Raw genomic sequence first — 17,459 nt, forward strand, 5'->3', positions numbered from 1 at the left:
CCGTCCCCCTCCCACAGGCTCGACACAGATTCGCACCACCTCATGCCAGCAGATGGCTGCCGTAACCCGCGACCCTCAGCCAGCAGGGAAGGTTCGGGGGAAGGGGATCGGTCGAGGACCTGCGCCTAGCTGAAACGCTTGCCTTTTCGTCGATGGTGGTGCGCCAGATCTATGCCGCACCCCGCCGTCAGCTCCAGCTTGAACTGTTCAAACAGCCGAGCAATTTCCATGTTTTCAGCATTGCGCTCCTCGACCTGAGTCGCGTCAAATGTCGTCAGCGAAACCTCGTCGACCTGCTAGTCCAGGAGTGGCGAATGTAGGCAGTCAGCCACCCCGCCATCCGTCAGATCAGCGCAGGTCACTGGTCGACGGCAAACGCGACGGATAGTCGTCGCTGAAACTGGAGAACTCTAACCAGCCGATAGTCCCGCCGGTCACAAACAGGTTCGCCTGCCAAGGCGTACCGTTGACATCCATCACCAAGACAACGTGCTGCTCGGTTGAAGCACGGTCGACATCCTCATCATCAGCCCCGCCCTTGCGGTTCTGATATGCGAAATCAAGGCACGGGCAATTGTCCACCTCGCACCCGGACTCGACCGCCAAGTGGTCAACCTGATCGGCTAGCTTCGCCCGGTCAATGTCCGCCGCAGGGTCAACCCACGCATGCTCACATATGTACCGGACAAAGCCGATTTCCTCTTGCGTCAGCGCACGCACCGGCCCACCACCTTCGGCCTCTTGAAGCCTAATCCGCTCTGTCTGCCCCCGGGAGCGAATCAGAGCAACTACGACGAGCTATCTGTTCTTCGTGGGCAGTGCGGCCAACAGCGCTTGAGCCTGCTCAGCCTTATCTTCCGGTACCAGCAGATGGTCGTGGTAGTAGCCGGCGATCACATTGCAGGCGATACCAGCATCAGCCAAGACGGTAGAGACGAGCGCGGTCAGCCCGACTGAGGTCAAAGCCGAATGCACATCCAGCGTCAAGCACGCGAACCTCTCAATGTGGCCGCCCACCGTGGCCGGGGCAACGGCGTATGAACCTTCGCCCTCATTGATAACAGCCAGTACCTCGGCCAGGTTTTCAACCTCCTCGACCGGCAGGTAGACGTACGTACCGCGGTTAAGGACACGCAGTGATTTCAGGATGTCGTCGAGATCAGTAAGCGCTGCAACCATGGCGCAGATCATATTCCCTCAGCACGCTGACTTGGAACGCTCTGTCAACACGGAAACCAAGCCCGGCAAGGCTAACGACCCTGCAGCCACCCGATGGCGGATTCCGACGCAGTTTCACCTTTTCCATGGCCGCCTTCTGGTCCGCCACACCAGCGAAGGGGCATCCCAGGAAGACCCGGAACGCCCCTTCACCCCTCACGAGCCACCTACCGGGCCCCTCACACCACAGCGCTCACTCCCCCGCGGATTCGCTCCTCACGGCATCGCGCAACCGGTGCTTGAGAATCTTGCCCGACGGGTTGCGCGGAATATCCCTGTACAGAACCTTCCTGGGCAGCTTGAACTTCGAGAGCGTCTGCACTGCATGTTCGCGAATCGACTCCAGCATGGGCGGGTTCTCCGGATCAGCCGGCACGATCACCGCAACAACGGTCTCCCCGTACACCTCGTGAAGATCACCCACAACAGCCACATCCAGAACACCGGGGTGACCAGAGACAGCATTCTCCACCTCGGCGGAATAGATGTTCTTCCCACCGGAGATGATCATGTCCTTCATCCTGTCAACCAGCGTCATGAACCCGTCAGATTCACGTTTTGCCAGGTCACCAGTGTGCAGCCAGCCATCCCGGATGGTCTTCGCGGTCTCTTCCGGCTTGTTCCAGTAGCCCTTCATCATCGATTCGGACTGCAGGATCATTTCGCCGACCTCACCTTCGGCAACATCATTGCCCTCCGGGTCGACAATCCGGTACACACCATTCGGGTTCGCCCCACGGCCAGAAGCCCACGGGCGCTCCAGAATCTCCTCGTGCGTAAGCACCGCACCACCGGGACCACCCTCAGTCAGGCCCGTACCCTGGGTCAGCCGAGCATTCGGGAACGCCTCAATAACCCTGGTGACCAGCGACCCCGGCATGGGCGCCGCCCCATAGAAGATCCGCTGCATCGACGAAACATCAATGCTCTCCAGACCCGGCACCCGCAGCATGAGCGCCAACATGGTCGGCACCGCAAACGTGAACGTGCACTTGTGCTTCTCAATCGCGTTGAGTGCGTCCTGCGGATCGAACGCCGGCCGGATGACGATCGCGCCGGCAGCCAGAATCGTGGGGAACAGAACATTCGTCAACGGCGCCGAGTGGTACATCGGCGCAATCATCAACACCCGCTCACCTTCATGCAGACCCGTACTCAAGCCGAGCGACACACCGGCCCAAATGGCCGCGTGATGATCCAGAACCGCTCCCTTGGGATTACCCGTAGTTCCCGAGGTGTAGAGAATGAGCGCATTATCGCTCTCCTCTACCGCCGTGCCCAGGTTGGTGTCGTCAGCTTGCGCGCTCAGGGCGAGCGCGTCTGTGAACCGGTCGGCACCCGGGGTCGAGGGGTCAACCGGGCCGAGGCTCAGGGCGATAGGGGCTTCGGTGGTTTCCTCTCCCTCGCCCAGGTGCTCGAAGGCATCCGCTGACGGCTTGGCGAGCGCCGGGTGGGCAACAAAGGCCTTCGCACCGGAATCACGCAGGAAATACGCGAGTTCCGGGCCCGTGGACTGCGGGTTTGCCGGCGAAAGAACCGCCCCGAGCTTGAACACCGCATAGGCGGCAACCACGAAGTACGGGCTGTTGATGCTGTTGAGCACCACCCGGTCACCCTTGCCCACACCGTGATCAGCCAGCACCCGGGCGAACTGATTGGCCGCCGCGTTCAGTTGCGGATAGGACAAGGTGAGCTCGTCGCTGATGAGCGCTGTGGCTTCGGGCCGGCGCTGTGCTGTGCGTTCAAGAATGGTGGACAAGTGGGCCATGGGTGATCCTTTCGCGTCTTTGAGATGGTCATCCTGACCTACGGGGGCTCTACCGCAGAACCCCTGTTGTTCTCCGAGTGTATTGGTTATTATCCATTTGGAGAAGAGCCTAGAAGTGAACTCCAACCACAGCCCCACACAAGAGAGGACGTACACGTGGCTGACGTGACACACGGCGATATGTCCTCCAAAGCGCGCATCCGCACTGCCGCACTCAAACTGTTCGCAGCCCACGGCCACCATGCGGTGTCGCTGCGCCAAATAGCCGAAGCCACCCCCATTGCCCACGGCTCCGTCGTCCACCATTTCGGCAGCAAAGCCGGGCTCATCCGGGCAATCGAGGACGACATCCTCGCCCGCCTGAGGGAAGCCCTCGACGACCTCCCACCGGATATCCGCACCGCCGATGAACTGCGCCAGATCCGCGATGCCAATGTGGAACGTCTGCTGGAAGCCAACCCCGAAATCGTCGACTACACCCGGCGCATCCTGCTGGCCCCGGGAGCGGATGCCGAGGGCGCCTCGGGCCTGGCTCACCGAATAACGGAACTGACCCGCGACGTAGTGCGGGGTGCCCGCAGTGCCGGCTTTTCCACCTCGACCGGGCCCGAAGCAGTCCAAGTAGCCGAACTCCTGGTGCGCTACCTGGGCCGGCTCTTCCTGGTGCCCATGCTCGACCACATATGGGACGGCCTCGAAGACTCAGAAGGACTGCCGCCGCGCAGCACCACGGACCTCGCCGTCCGCGTCACCTACACAAGCGACACAACCGAACCCCACACAAAGGAGACACCATGATCCTCGATGACTACCGCGGAACTTGGGAAGACGAAGACATCAGCGAACTGCGGAAGCTGACCCGCGAATTCATCGCCAACGAAATCACGCCCCACCAGGAGCAGTTTGTCGAGCAGCATCGCGTTGACCGCGAAGTGTGGCGCAAAGCCGGGCAGGCGGGGCTGCTGTGCATCTCCGTGCCCGAAGAATACGGCGGCGGTGGCGGCGACTTCCGGCACGAGGCGGTGGTCCTGCACGAACAGGGGCTCGCCTTTGATGACGCGTGGGGCTACTCCGTGCACTCGTCCATCTGCGCGCACTACATACTCGAATACGGCACCGAAGAGCAGAAAAAAGCCTGGCTGCCGAAACTGGCCACCGGCGAGTACGTTGCCGCAATCGCCATGACCGAACCCGGCACCGGATCCGACCTCCAGGCCGTGCGCACAAAAGCAGTCCGCGACGGTGACGAATGGGTCATCAACGGCTCAAAGACGTTCATCACCAACGGCACCCACTGCGACCTGGTGATCATTGTGGCCCGCACCTCGGATGAACCCGGTGCCAAGGGAATCTCGCTCATCGTCGCCGAAGTCGGCGGCGAAGACGTTGTCGGCGAATCGGGTACGTGGACGCCTGGGTTTGAGCGCGGCCGCGTGCTGGACAAGATGGGCATGCGCGGCCAGGACACGCGGGAACTGTTCTTCACCGACATGCGCGTACCCGTTGGCAACGTTCTTGGTGGTGAGGCTGGCGAAGGCAAGGGCTTCTACCAGCTGATGAACCAGCTGCCGCAGGAACGCCTGGCCATAGCTGTCGGCGGTGCCGGTGTTGCCGAAGCAGCAGTGCGTGCCGGTATTGCGTACGCCAAGGACCGTGAAGCGTTCGGTGTGCCGATTGTGAAGTTCCAGAACACCAAATTCGTCCTCGCAGAAGCCTCCACCGAAGCGCTGGCAGTGCGGACGTTTGTTGACCACGCGATTGCCGAACACACTGCCGGTGAACTCTCCACCGAAAAGGCCTCAGCCGCCAAGTACTGGGCCACCGACATGCAGAACATCATCGTCGACAAGGTCCTGCAGGTCTTCGGCGGATACGGCTTCATGAACGAATACCCCATCGCCCGGGCCTACGCATCGTCCCGAGTGCAGAAAATCTACGGCGGAACAAACGAAATCATGAAGGAACTCATCGGCCGCGGACTGTGAACCGGTGAGTTCGGCCCGGGGGTGGCGTTGGCGCTTCGGCGAGTTTCCGGCGTCACCCGGGCCGGCGGATGGTGAGTTCGTCCCTAAGGCGAGTTTGGCCAGCCGCACCGCCCCGGCGCCTCGTGAGCCTTTCCCTACACACCAGTTCTGCAGATTAGGTGGAAGACGGAGGCGAAATCGCGATTTTTGCCTCCGTTTTCCACCTAGACAGCAGAGTTCACTCGGCCACGCAGCTGAGGCGAGCCCCACCTCCGACCCTGTCCACATAGTGGACTGGGTATTCCCTTTCACCCCTCCGGGCGTTTAGTGTTTTCGCTTAGTCGCCGTTAACTGAACAGCGCTGTTCAGCCCTTCGGCGGCTAAGCGAAAACATCGCAGCCCTGCGCGAACACCACCGCGTCACGGCACCAACCACTTGAAACAGACTGAAGCTGACACACACTTCAGCAAGCCTGACACCAGAAGAGATATACGGAACCAACTAGGCACCTCGACAACGGAGCCGAGGCGATCTCGCTCTTTCCGCACTATCCAAGGGACTTCCATGTCTACTCCAACCCGCAACAGTCCACGTCCGCCGCGCGCCGACGGCAAAGACCGCTTCACCCGAGACCAGCGCCGGGCCATCCTCGGCGCGTCGGTCGGAAACACCATTGAGTTCTACGACTTCACCGTCTACGGAGTTCTCGCCGTGTACATCGGCCAGCACTTCTTCCCCGAAGCCGAACCGTCAGTGCAGCTGCTGTCGTCATTCGCCGTGTTCGGCCTCGCGTTCCTCGCCCGGCCGATCGGTTCGATCATCCTGGGCCCGCTGGCAGACAGGATCGGCCGCAAACCCGTCCTGATCATGGCGCTGTCCGGTATCGCACTGGCCTCATTCGGGATCGGCATTCTGCCCACCTACGAGACCATTGGAATCCTCGCACCGATTGCGCTCGTAGCGCTGCGCTTCCTGCAGGGCCTGTCAGCCGGAGGTGAGTATGGCTCAGGTTCAACGTTCATGGCTGAATACTCCCCGCGCGGCCGCCGAGGCTTGGGTGTTGTGTGGATCGTGGTCTCAACGACTGCCGGTGTTCTTCTGGGAACCCTGACCGTCACCGGTTTGACGCTCGTGATGGGCACGGCGGGCATGGCCGACTGGGGTTGGCGCATTCCGTTCATCCTCGCGCTGCCCCTGGGCCTGATCGGCTGGTACATCCGCCAGAAGATCGACGAGTCCCCCGAGTTCCAGATGATGGAAGCCACCGAGCAGAAGACAAAGTCACCCCTGACGGAGTCGCTCAAGATGTGGCAGAACATGCTCATCATCTTCGGCATCGGCGCCATGCACGCAACCGCCTACTACTCGGTTTTCACCTACATGCCGACCTATATCGGCGTCGTCAACGGCCACGGTCAGGAAATCGCTCTGGTCTCGAACATCGTGACCGGACTCGTGTCTATCGGCGTCATCATCGCGGCCGCCATCTGGTCCGACCGCGTGGGCCGCAAGACCGTGCTGCTGGTCGGAGCAGGCACATACGTCCTGATCGCGTGGCCCGCCTACGCAATCGTCCCAATGCTCAACGCCTGGGGTGCCATTGGCGTGCACATTCTGCTGGGGGCGTCCGTAGCAGTCTTCATGGGCGCCAGCGCCGTCATCATGACCGAGCTGTTCCCGGCAAAGATCCGCGCTTCGGGCATGTCCCTGGGCTACAACATTCCGGCTGCCGTATTCGGAGGTGGGGCCCCCTTCGTGGCCACCTTCCTCATTGCGCAGACCGGAATCACGTCTTCGGCCGCCTGGTATGTGATGGCAATTGCGGTGCTCGCACTGGTCAGCGCCACAGTACTGAACCCGAAGAAGCATCTCTACGACGACTCCGAAATCGCTGAGGAGTACGAAACGGTCATCGCCGAGGAGCAGTCCGACGGCAGCCTGCAGCACGTTGTCGTCGACGCCGACGGCGACCGTGTAAGCGCAGACGGAGCTGCCGGCGCAGCTGAGGTAACTGGCGCGGAGGCGAACGCAGGGAGCCCTGTCGATGTTCCACCTCGCCTAGAGGCGGAAGTCGAACAGGCCCTCGAGGACGTCGACGTCAGCCGACGTCGCGCACTCGACTGACAACCGACCGACTAAGGTTTGAGAACTCACGAGGCGGGGGTCGGCTCTACGGAAGCTGACCCCCGCCTCGGGTGTTAGGTAGGGCCTCGGCGGAATGGTGAGTTCGGAACTGAAAATCACCCCACCGGCTGCGATCACCCCACCGGCTGCGGCGCTGTGCCGTCGCCCCAAGGGCGGTCCGACAGTGCGTCACGCCCGTGCGGTTCCATCCACATCGAAGTGTCCGGACCCAACGGCACAATGCCGGTCGGGTTTACCGACTTCTGCACGATGTAGTAGTGATCCTTGATCTGCTGGAAGTCAATCGTGTCACCAAAACCGGGCATCTGATACAAGTCACGGGCATACGCCCACAGCGCCGGAAAGTCGCGCAGCTGCTGACGATTGCACTTGAAGTGCGAGTAATACACAACGTCAAACCGCGCGAGCGTCGTAAACAGACGAACATCCGCCTCGGTAATCGAGTCACCCATCAGGAAACGCCGACCTGTCAGGCGCCCCTCAAGCCGGTCCAAAGCTGTGAACAGACGCTCGAAGGCCTGGTCATAAGCCTCCTGCGATCCCGCGAAACCACAGCGGTACACACCGTTGTTGACCTCGGTGAACACCCAGTGCATCAGCTGGTCCATCTCGCCCTGCAGCGCTTCAGGGTATAGATCCGGCGCGCCTTCCCGGTGGAACGCGGTCCATTCCGTCGAGAAATCCAAGGTGATCTGATTGAAGTCGTTCGTGACCACCTGGCCGCTTTCCTCCTCGACAATTGCCGGAACAGTAATCCCCCGCGGATAGTCGGGGAAGCGCGCAAAGTAGGCCTGCTGCAGCCGCTCGATGCCGAGCACCGGGTCGACGCCACCCTCGTCCAGATCGAAAGTCCAGGAACGCTCATCGTGCGTCGGTCCAGCCAACGCCAGCGTAATCGCGTCTTCCAAACCCAGCAGCCTGCGCACAATCAGCGTGCGATTCGCCCACGGACACGCCTTCGCCGCCGCCAGGCGATACCGCCCAGCCTCGACAGACCACAGAATCTGGTCGTCGTGCTTTTTCGGCGTGCCTACCGGGTCGGCCACAATGCGGTCGTCTATGTAGCCCATGTCTCGCTCAAACGCCTTGTCCTTGGACACGTAAACGCCCGGCTTCGAGTGTTCTGGGTGCAGCTTTTCGCGATCGGTCATGTTCCGATTGCCACATTGCCTATTTTAACTTTCAACCAATAACGGGGTCCCTTTTGGCTGGCCCTCCCGCCTTGCGCCTGGTCAGCGGATGCTGAACCCAAGCCTTAGCGAGGTGACGGCGGGAGGTGAGGGTCGGCTGGCCAGCTGGTCCGGCACCTCGGAGGCCTTTGCCTACTCGGCAGTTCTGCTAATTAGGTGGAAGACGGAGGCGAAATCGCACTTTTCGCCTCCGTTTTCCACCTAGACAGCAGAGTTCACCCGGATGGTTGGCCCACCTGACTGGCACCGCTGTCAGGCCGCGCCACGCCCTACTCAACCAGGCTCTGCCACGCGGCAACATCGAAGCGGCGCAGACCGGCGACGGACGACATGTGCCGCACCGCGTTTTCGATCTTGCTTCGCCACACCGCGATCGCCTGGTCGGCTCGGCCCTTGCGCACCGCCGCAAGAATCGCAGCGTTGTCCGAACGGATCTTCGCCGCAGCCGAACCATAGTCCACCCGCAGAATCGCGATCAACAGCCGAAGCCTCTGCTCTAGGGACTCGAAGATGTCCGCCGTATGCCCAAGACCAGAAGCCTCTGCAAGCCCCTGCTGAAACTGCAGGTCAAGCCGATCGACCGAACGCGGCCCCAGAGAATCATCTGCTTCCAGTCTGGACAGCGCCCTATCCGCAATATGCAGGGACCCCTTGGCCTGCTCCGCACGAGATACCGCCCCTCTCACGCTCGACTGGCTCACGGTTCGCTGGCTGGGGCTCGGGTGGCCGGCTGTGGGTTTATGGGTGCCGGAAGCTCCGGCGGGCGTGCGTCCGGCCGTGGATTGGCGGGAGGCTCTACCTGCTGAGGCGCCCCGCAACACCACGACACCCACCGCATACCGCGCGGCGTAAAGGTCAAGCACACTCTCACCGGACACGACCGGCAAGCGGAACACATTGCCCGCACGCTCAAGCACGCCGTTCATCTGCAGTTCGCCCAATCCGCGCACGATCTCCTTCTGAGCAACGCCCATCCGCAGGGCCAAATGCCTCACCGACACCTGATCACCCGCATGCAGATCGCGCTCGCGGATGTCGGCTTCGAGCTCTGCCACCAAGGTCCGCCGCCACACACTGTCACCGACTTCGCGCCACGGATGCAGGAAGGGGCTTCGGGTATCGGACTGGTTGTTGTCTTGGTTTTGGCTGTCCTGGTGTTGATTGCCAGAGTTGCCTGCACTGGCCGCCGAAGCTGAATTGCTTGAGCTGTCCGCCGTGTTTGCTGCATCAAGAGAGCCAGCAGCAGCAGAAAGTGAGTCAAAAGTAGATGGAATTTGGAGCGCCTCAACGTGCCTCCGCCAGAAGAACGTGTTGACGTCCGCGGCGACCGCATCGGCCAAGAACTCCAGAACATCGAAAGGGACACCGTCCACAGCGGGGACGCCTTCACTGTCGGGTGAGCCTGCAGGCCGCGCCCCGCCGCTTACGCGGGTGAGCAGGGCAGCAACCGCTCCGGCGAAAGCGTCGAAGTCATGGAAGTCGCGCATGTGGGCCGAGCCATCCGGCACGACGATCTCAATGCTGAACGCATCCCGATCCGCCCACTGCCGCAAAGCACCCAAAAACGCCCAGCCTCGGCGACGCTTGTTCGTAGAACCCCACTGAGGGCATGAGTTGGGTTCGTAAACAGAAACTTCGTCACCGGAGGAGGTCAAAGCCTTGGCACCCGGTGTCGCCTTGGGAACTCCCACCTCGACACCCAGGCTCGCCTCGGGAGCATCAGAGGCAACGCTCTCCCCCGCTCTGAAGATGAGAGTCAGACGGCTGTCTTCCACTCGGATTTCGTCGATGAGCACCCAGGCTGGCAACCGGTCGGCGCGCGGCGCAGTGTCAGCCACACCTTCCAACCATCGGCAAGCGCGCGAAACGAGAGTTTGCGAAAGGCCCAGCTCTTCGGCCAATCCGCGAGTACCGTATGCCTGCCCGACAGCATCGCGCCCGGCCAGCGCCAACGCCCGCGCAACAGCCCGGTTGGCCCGCGACTGCTTTTCGGGTCGACCCATTCGCGCCCCCCTGAGCCTCTTGTTCCTGCCGGTCAGCTTGTTCCATCCCGGCCCGCCTGTCCGGTTGCACCTTCCGAACCGCTTGCTCATGCTCTGCGCCTGACACGTGACCTCCTTTGCACACGGCTTCTCTTGCGAAACCTTCGCCTGCCGAGGCGCCGCTCACCTTCCTCCGCGCTTGTTTCGCGGGACTGGACTCACATGGGCAATCTGACTTTTGACTCAGATTACTTTCACCCGCTCACTGTTGCCAACAGCCCAACAGCAGAATGTCGAGAAACGGCCCATGCACCGTGGCATGCGCCATCACCGGAAAGCACAGCCTTCCGGCGGCTTAAGCAGCTCAGTGAAGAGGAGTGATCATGTCGCAGACACAACCAGCAGATTTCGTCACCGACGCCGAACTGTCCGCAGTCAGCACCGACGCCATCAACACCGTCCGCACGTGGCTGCGCAGGGCGAGAGAAAAGGATGAGGCGAGCTCCACCTCGGGGACCGGGGCAATCGCGAAAGCCCGCCCCAGCGGCTCAGCAGAATCCAGCGCGAACCCCCAAGCAAACGGAGCGGCCAACAAGGCCACCCGCCAGGCAGACAAGGGGGCCCGCCTGCTGGCGGCAGTGCTGAAAGACCCGAACGGACTGCCGTTCACGCAGGGCTTCGTCGACCGAGTGATCCGCACGGAAGACCCTCGGGCCGCCGCAAAAGCACTGACCGAAATCGCCGAGCTCACCCCGAAGTCCCTGCCTTTGGCCGAGCGCATGCAGATCAAAGCCGGTGCGGCCATGGCTGAGAAGCTGCCGCACGTGGTCATTCCCATCGCCAAGGCTCGCCTGCGGCAGATGGTCGGGCACATGGTGATTGACGCCCGCCCCGAACCTTTCGGCAAGGCGGTCAAGGCCATGCACGAAGCCGGGCACCGCCTCAACATCAACCTGCTGGGCGAAGCAGTGCTGGGCGAACAGGAGGCCGACCGCCACCTGCAGGACACTCGCAGGCTTCTGGCCAGGGACGATGTCGACTACGTGTCGATCAAGGTGTCCTCGGTCGCCTCGCAGATCAGCATGTGGGACTACCCGGGCACCGTCGACTACGTGGTGAACCGCCTGCGCCCGCTCTACGAAGACGCCGTCGAACTCGAAGCCGCTGGCCGCGGCCCGAAGTTCATCAACCTCGACATGGAGGAATACCAGGACCTCCACCTGACAATTGACGTCTTCGAACGCTTGCTGAGCGAACCCGCATTCAAACAGCTGGAAGCCGGCATCGTCCTGCAGGCCTACCTGCCGGACGCACTCGAAGCCACCCAGCGGATCGCCGAATTCGGTGCACAGCGCGTAGCCGACGGCGGCGCTGGCATCAAGGTTCGGCTGGTCAAGGGTGCGAACCTGTCCATGGAACGCGTGCACGCCGAAACCGCCGAATGGCCCCTGACCGTCAACCCCTCCAAGCAGGCCACTGACGCCAACTACAAGCGGGTCCTCCACTGGCTGCTGACCCCGGAGAACATGAAGGGCCTCCGATTGGGCGCTGCCGGACACAACCTGTTCGACATCGCATTTGCCCATCACCTATCCAAGCGGCGAGGTGTTGAAGACCGCGTCGAATTCGAAATGCTGCACGGCATGGCCGAAGAACAGTCCGAGCAGGTCGCAGCCGACGTCGGCGACATCCTTCTGTACGTCCCGGCCGTCGCGCCCGAACAGTTCGACGTCGCAATCTCCTACCTGGTACGCCGCCTGGAAGAAAACGCCGCGAACGAAAACTTCATGTCCGGCATTTTCGACCTGACCGACGGTGGACCCATCTTCCAGCGCGAACGCAGCCGCTTCCTGGCCTCAATGAGCGACCTCGAAACCGTGCTTGCCCGCGAAGGCGACACACCTCCCGGCCCCAACCGCACACAGAACCGACTGCACGAGGCGCCGCTCACCTCCCAGCCCGGCACCTCGGGTGAGAGCGCGGGCACCGGTGAGGGTGAGGGAAACGCGGCAGACGGTATCGACGTGGCAGCCGAGGGCGCCTCGGGCGAAGCTCCCTCCGAATCCACCGCCGCCACCAGCACAGCGACAGACGCAGCAAACCGGGACCCGAAAGAACCCACAGTGCTCCCGATGCGCGGCTTTGCAAACGAGCCGAACACCGACCCCGCCCTGCCGGCCAACCAGGAATGGTCGCGGCAGGTGATTGCGGCAGCTGAACGCATTGACATCAGTCCGCGAACAGCAGACGACTTCGACGTCGACGCAACTGTGCAGACCGCCAAGCAGGCTGCTGCCGACTGGGCGAAGCTCGGCTCGCGCGGCCGCCTGCCCTACTTCCAGCGGGCAGCTGAGCTGTTTGCGCAGCGACGCGGTGAATTCCTCGCAGTCGCAGCGGCTGAAGCGGGCAAAACACTCGCCCAGTCCGACCCCGAACTGTCCGAAGCCATCGACTTCATCCGCTACTACGCCGATCAGGCTCTTGAGATCGAAGAAATCGAAGCCCGTGACGGCGTTCAGTTCACACCTGATCAAGTAACTGTCATTACACCTCCGTGGAACTTCCCCGTAGCAATTCCGACGGGATCAACCGTGGCAGCACTCGCCGCAGGTTCTGCCGTCATCCACAAACCGTCGGGCATGACGCCCGCGTGTTCGCGGATGATCGTCGAAACGCTGTGGCAAGCCGGCATCCCGCGCAACGTCCTGCAGCTGGTACCGCCGATTGAAAGCGACACCGGCAAGGCCCTGATCAGCCATCCGGACGTTGACAGGATCATCCTTACAGGAGCCTCTGACACAGCCGCGCTATTCCGCTCATTCCGCCCCTCACTAGCCATCAACGCCGAAACCAGCGGCAAGAACGCAATGATCATCACCCCGTCAGCCGACCGCGACCTCGCCGTGGCTGACCTCGTGAACTCAGCATTCGGACACGCGGGCCAGAAGTGCTCAGCCGCATCGCTGGGCATTCTGGTGGGCTCGATGTACGATTCACAGCGCTTCCTGCGCCAGCTGGTCGACGCGACGGAATCCCTCATCGTGGACTCTCCGCTCAACCTGGCCTCCACCGTCGGACCGTTGACGGGAGCCCCCAGCAACAAGCTCCAGCGCGGGCTGACCCGCCTTGAAGTCGGCGAAGAATGGCTCATCAAACCGAAACTGCTCGCCGCGGCACCCGGCATCCCAACCGGGGATATTTCCCCTGGTGAGAGCCAGGTGGGAGCCGGCGGCACCTCGTCAGATTCTGACCGGCGCACACCGGGCATGCCTGGCCCGCTGTGGCGTCCGGGCATCCGCACCGGCGTGCAGCCGGGGTCGTTCTTCCACATGACGGAATGCTTTGGGCCGGTGCTCGGGCTCATGCACGCGCGCAACCTCGACGAGGCAATCCGCCTGCAGAACGCCGTCGACTACGGTCTGACCGCGGGCATTCACTCGCTCGACCCGCGCGAAGTCGAAGAGTGGCTGCGCCGCGTGCAAGCCGGCAACCTGTACGTCAACCGTGGAATCACCGGTGCGATCGTGCGCCGTCAGAGCTTCGGCGGCTGGAAGAAATCGTCGGTCGGGCTGGGCTCGAAAGCCGGCGGCCCCAACTACGTCCACATGCTGGGCACCTGGGCGGACGCGCTTGTCTCTGCTTCTCAGGCTGACGAGGTGGAGGCACCGAAGACCTCGACATCTGCGGGTGATGCGGGTGGTTCAGTTTCGGGCACTGCGGCAACGCGTGATGAACGCGATTGGCTGGAACGGGCCGGCCGCTCTGATGACGAAGCCATTCGCCGTGAGTTCGGCGTTGCCCGCGACTCGGACGGTTTTGCTTCGGAAGCGAACATCTTCCGCTACCTGCCGACGGCTGTTACGGTGCGCGTGACTGCGGAGGCAAAGCCTGTTGAAATCACGCGCGTGGCCGAAGCCGCCGAACGCCTGGGTGCGCCCCTGACCTGGAGTGTTGCCTCTGACGCAGAAGGGTCTGTCCGTGCTGCTGCCATTGCGGCTGCTGGCGCAGGTGGAAGTGCGGTCGGCACAGGCGGCAGCGTTGTTGTGGAATCGGCGTCCGAGTTCGGCAAACGCCTGGCTGATGGTTCTCTTCTGGTGAACGGAGCAGCCCGCGTGCGCAGCATTGGCGCGGCGGAAGCCGAAGTTCTCGAAGCGATTGTCGACCGACCGGAAGTGGCCGTGCTCGATGAGCCGGTGACCGCCTCGGGCCGAATCGAAGGCCGCTACTACCTGCACGAACAGGCCATCTCGATGACTCTGCACCGCTTCGGCGACCCAGACCCCGGCTTCCACCGCCTAGCTCAGCGCCTGGGCCGAACCGCCTAAGCAAACAGCCAACTCTGCTCTTGTGGCAATAAACGGGGCGAACACTTGAGTGTTCGCCCCGTTTATTGCCGAATCAGCAGGCTTTCGCTGTAATCAGGCCAGCCATCTGATCAGTTCTGGCGCTTGCGGCGGGAGCCCAGGATCACCAGCCCACCTGTAGCAACCAGAGCCAGTCCGGCAAGCACGGCGGCCGTCACCTCAACACCCGTCCGCGGCATCCAACCTGGCTTATCAGCGCCACCAGACTGATCCGGCTTAGCCGGTCCAGGAGCACCGGGCTTACCTGGTTCATCCGGTTCGCCAGGCTTAGTCGGTCCCGAATCACCAGGCTCACCCGGCTCATCGGTACCCGGCTCACCCGGCTCTTCGGTGCCCGTTTCTTCCGGTGTGGGTGATTTGTCCATCGTGATCACAGCGGACGATTCATTGGACTGAACTGGCGTTCCGTCATCCTCGCCACCGCCGCGCGATGTGCCGACTGCAACGGCCGTGTTGACGACCTCTTCAGCCTTGGCATCGGCCTCGGTGACTGTGTATTCATTGGATTCGCACGTGGTTGCCTCACCCGGTGCCAGAGTCGCAGCCTCGCACGTCACTTCAACGCCAGCCTCATCCAGCATCGAGTCGTTGACCGCGACGTTATTTACGGTGACCTTGCCGCTGTTGGTGACAGTGAAGGTGTACTTCACTGCGTCACCAGCACGGTAGCTGTCCTTCTTGTCCTTGACCTTCTTTTCGAGCTCCAGCTTCGGAGTGCCGACCTCAACACTGGCAGAAGGTTCATTGGACTTGACCTTCTTGCCCTTGGGGTCTTCACCGTTTGCCGTTGCCTTATTGACGTACTCCGTCTGTCCGTCAACATCGGCAGCAGTCAGAACGTGCGAAGCAGTGCATTCAATCGACTCTCCCGGAGCAAGAGTTGTGCTGGCGTCACCACAGTCAATGTCGTCAACCTTCGGATCGTCGATCTTGACATCCTTTACGGTGACGTTGCCGTTGTTCGACACAATGAAGCTGTACTCGACCTTGTCACCTGTGGTCAGTGGCTCTGCGCCCTTTGCCCAGTTGGTGACAGTCTTCTCCAGTGACAGCGAAGGTTCGGATTTGGGAACCGTGACAGTCGCAGTGTCCTGCGCACTGACCTTCGTGCCAGCTTCAGGGTCCTTCTTCGTGTTGCCGGTCAACGTGACATTGTTCGGCAGCGGGTCTTCGGCATCGACCTGATCCTGAGTGATTTCACTTTCACCGGTGCACGTGAACTCAGCGCCGACGGGCAGAGTCACTCCACCAGCAAGCACGTCGATTTCCTCTTCACCCTGCTTACAGGTGAGATCAATGTCCCCACCGGCCCATTCATCAGCCAGCTTCACATTGTGCAGCGTGACATTGCCGGTGTTCTTGCCGGTAATGAACCATTCTGCCTTTTCACCGGCCTTCTTCTGGACCGACTTTTCACCGTCTACGGTCTTGGTGACCTCCACAGCGGGCTTCGCTTCGGGCACCGTGACAGTGGCCTTGCTCTTGTCTTCGACAGGCAGTTCTTTGTCCTCGCCGGTGGTGGCCGACTTGTACGGGTACTTGCCGGTGACATCAGCGTTATTCGGCAGCGTGACCTGCTCGTCAACGTCATCCTGCGTGACGGTATAGGTGCCGGTGCACTTGTAGGCATCGCCTACCGCAAGTTTGGCCTTGCCTTCCTTGAGGTCTTCCGTGGCATCGCCGCTGTACGCGCCTCCGGCCTTCGGCGTGATGGTGCAGGACAGGTCAAGGGGTTCCTTATCCTCGGCCCAGTCATCTGCCAGCTTCACGTCTTCAAGATCGACATTGCCGCTGTTCTCACCGGCCAGAACGAACTTTGCCTTGCCATCAGCAGCGACTTCGGCAGACTCTTTTTCATTGACGGTCTTCTCCAGCGTGATCTTCGGAGCAGGTTTGAACACGCCGAAGTCGTACTTGGTGTGCGCCTGCGGCTTGCTGGCGTCGTATTCCTCCGGCTTCGGTTCAGTCACGGTAATGACCTTGCCGTTCCACGAACCGGGAGTACCCTTACCGGCTTCGGTGTTGATGTCGGTTTCCTCAAGCGGGCTGACCACCACACGGTAGTTGCCGCGCTTAACCGTGTCGAACGTGTATTTTCCGTCCTTGTCCGATTCAGTGGTCCCGGCGACAACGGGTTCACCGTTGTCGTCCTTCTTGACCTCACCGTCTTCGTCTACTTCGTAGAGGGTCACGGTGTAGCCAGACAGGTTCTTTTCGCCGTCCTGCTGCTTCTCGTCCCGGTTCTTGTCGTGATAGACGGTACCCGAGACCTTCGCGGCATAGACTTCCGTCTTGACGGGATCAGGCTGCGGCACGGGCAGTGCCCCAACGCCCGTTGTCTCTGCAGTGTCTCCATAGGTGGCGTGCATGGTGGCAACACCCGTGGAGTTGACGTACAGGTCGCCGTGCTTGTTTCCGTGCGGCTGGAAGTTCAGCTGGTAGGCATCGTTGGAGTTCGCTTTCACCAGGGGGCTGTCAAAGCGCAGCGCTGTAATGTGCCTAGCCCCGGGCTTCGCCTGTTCCTCGATGACTTCCTTGGTCAGCAGCTCCCACTTGGTGTTGCTCGGGGCCTTGTCAATATCCCGCTTGGTGGCCTTAGCCGCGTTTTCACACGCGTTGAGGTCTCCCTTGCCCTTCGCGTTGGTCGGGCACACCGACACAGTCTTCGGGTCGTCGTAGGTGTAGTAGATCTGACGGCCTTCGACGCCGCTTGTGCCTACATATTCCGGCACGTCTTTCAGCCAATACTCACCATTGAACTCGGTGCCCCGCCAGTCGCCGTTGAACGGCAACTGGGGTTACCCGCAAATCGTGGACACGTAGTGGA

General features: G+C 61.7%; 10 protein-coding genes. 4 read left to right on the plus strand and 6 right to left on the minus strand.

Features of this window, described 5'->3' with window-relative positions:
* Positions 1-348: 348 nt before the first annotated feature.
* The 3 genes from HMPREF3162_RS09980 to HMPREF3162_RS09990 all read right to left on the minus strand — a co-directional run bounded on the left by HMPREF3162_RS09980 (position 349) and on the right by HMPREF3162_RS09990 (position 2,986).
* Complete coding sequence (locus HMPREF3162_RS09980; protein ID WP_070777718.1) at positions 349-720, minus strand: hypothetical protein; 372 nt, start codon at positions 718-720, stop codon at positions 349-351.
* Positions 721-798: 78 nt separating this feature from the next.
* Entirely contained in the window at positions 799-1,179 is a 381-nt protein-coding gene (locus tag HMPREF3162_RS09985) for an ACT domain-containing protein (RefSeq protein ID WP_070777719.1), read from the minus strand.
* A 232-nt stretch (positions 1,180-1,411) separates the two neighbouring features.
* Positions 1,412-2,986 carry a class I adenylate-forming enzyme family protein gene (locus HMPREF3162_RS09990; protein ID WP_070777720.1) on the minus strand — a complete coding sequence of 525 codons (1,575 nt, stop codon included), beginning with the start codon at positions 2,984-2,986 and terminating at the stop codon, positions 1,412-1,414.
* Between the two features lie 156 nt (positions 2,987-3,142).
* Between HMPREF3162_RS09990 and HMPREF3162_RS11705 the strand changes: the two genes are divergently transcribed.
* The 3 genes from HMPREF3162_RS11705 to HMPREF3162_RS10005 all read left to right on the plus strand — a co-directional run bounded on the left by HMPREF3162_RS11705 (position 3,143) and on the right by HMPREF3162_RS10005 (position 7,075).
* Positions 3,143-3,784: a TetR/AcrR family transcriptional regulator gene (locus tag HMPREF3162_RS11705; protein WP_176747348.1), complete on the plus strand. Its 642-nt coding sequence runs from the start codon at positions 3,143-3,145 to the stop codon at positions 3,782-3,784.
* Complete coding sequence (locus tag HMPREF3162_RS10000) at positions 3,781-4,971, plus strand: acyl-CoA dehydrogenase family protein (RefSeq protein ID WP_070777721.1); 1,191 nt, start codon at positions 3,781-3,783, stop codon at positions 4,969-4,971. Before HMPREF3162_RS11705 ends, HMPREF3162_RS10000 begins: the two co-directional genes overlap by 4 nt.
* 544 nt (positions 4,972-5,515) lie before the next feature.
* A complete protein-coding gene (locus tag HMPREF3162_RS10005; RefSeq protein ID WP_070777722.1) occupies positions 5,516-7,075 on the plus strand; it encodes an MFS transporter in 1,560 nt (519 codons plus the stop codon).
* 134 nt (positions 7,076-7,209) lie between these two features.
* Here HMPREF3162_RS10005 and HMPREF3162_RS10010 read toward each other — a convergent pair whose 3' ends face one another.
* Positions 7,210-8,247: a glutathione S-transferase family protein gene (locus HMPREF3162_RS10010; protein ID WP_070777723.1), complete on the minus strand. Its 1,038-nt coding sequence runs from the start codon at positions 8,245-8,247 to the stop codon at positions 7,210-7,212.
* Positions 8,248-8,555: 308 nt separating this feature from the next.
* Positions 8,556-10,289, minus strand: a complete 1,734-nt coding sequence (locus HMPREF3162_RS10015; protein WP_070777724.1) for an FCD domain-containing protein — start codon at positions 10,287-10,289, stop codon at positions 8,556-8,558.
* Between the two features lie 362 nt (positions 10,290-10,651).
* On the opposite strand from HMPREF3162_RS10015, the gene HMPREF3162_RS10020 reads away from it, so the two are divergent.
* Positions 10,652-14,593, plus strand: coding sequence for a proline dehydrogenase family protein (locus HMPREF3162_RS10020; RefSeq protein WP_070777728.1), 3,942 nt, complete (start codon positions 10,652-10,654; stop codon positions 14,591-14,593).
* A gap of 110 nt (positions 14,594-14,703) precedes the next feature.
* Here HMPREF3162_RS10020 and HMPREF3162_RS10025 read toward each other — a convergent pair whose 3' ends face one another.
* Positions 14,704-17,364 carry a DUF7507 domain-containing protein gene (locus HMPREF3162_RS10025; RefSeq protein ID WP_141759588.1) on the minus strand — a complete coding sequence of 887 codons (2,661 nt, stop codon included), beginning with the start codon at positions 17,362-17,364 and terminating at the stop codon, positions 14,704-14,706.
* Positions 17,365-17,459: the final 95 nt, after the last annotated feature.

The organism is Brevibacterium sp. HMSC07C04, assembly GCF_001815905.1.
In the GTDB taxonomy this organism is placed as follows: Bacteria; Actinomycetota; Actinomycetes; order Actinomycetales; family Brevibacteriaceae; genus Brevibacterium.

What these genes read in the sequence shown, in the direction of transcription:
- HMPREF3162_RS09985 (WP_070777719.1), bottom strand. Translation starts at nt 1,179, where the DNA reads ATGGTTGCAGCGCTTACTGATCTCGACGACATCCTGAAATCACTGCGT.
- HMPREF3162_RS09990 (WP_070777720.1), bottom strand. Translation starts at nt 2,986, where the DNA reads ATGGCCCACTTGTCCACCATTCTTGAACGCACAGCACAGCGCCGGCCC.
- HMPREF3162_RS10000 (WP_070777721.1), top strand. Translation starts at nt 3,781, where the DNA reads ATGATCCTCGATGACTACCGCGGAACTTGGGAAGACGAAGACATCAGC.
- HMPREF3162_RS10005 (WP_070777722.1), top strand. Translation starts at nt 5,516, where the DNA reads ATGTCTACTCCAACCCGCAACAGTCCACGTCCGCCGCGCGCCGACGGC.
- HMPREF3162_RS10010 (WP_070777723.1), bottom strand. Translation starts at nt 8,247, where the DNA reads ATGACCGATCGCGAAAAGCTGCACCCAGAACACTCGAAGCCGGGCGTT.
- HMPREF3162_RS10015 (WP_070777724.1), bottom strand. Translation starts at nt 10,289, where the DNA reads ATGGGTCGACCCGAAAAGCAGTCGCGGGCCAACCGGGCTGTTGCGCGG.
- HMPREF3162_RS10020 (WP_070777728.1), top strand. Translation starts at nt 10,652, where the DNA reads ATGTCGCAGACACAACCAGCAGATTTCGTCACCGACGCCGAACTGTCC.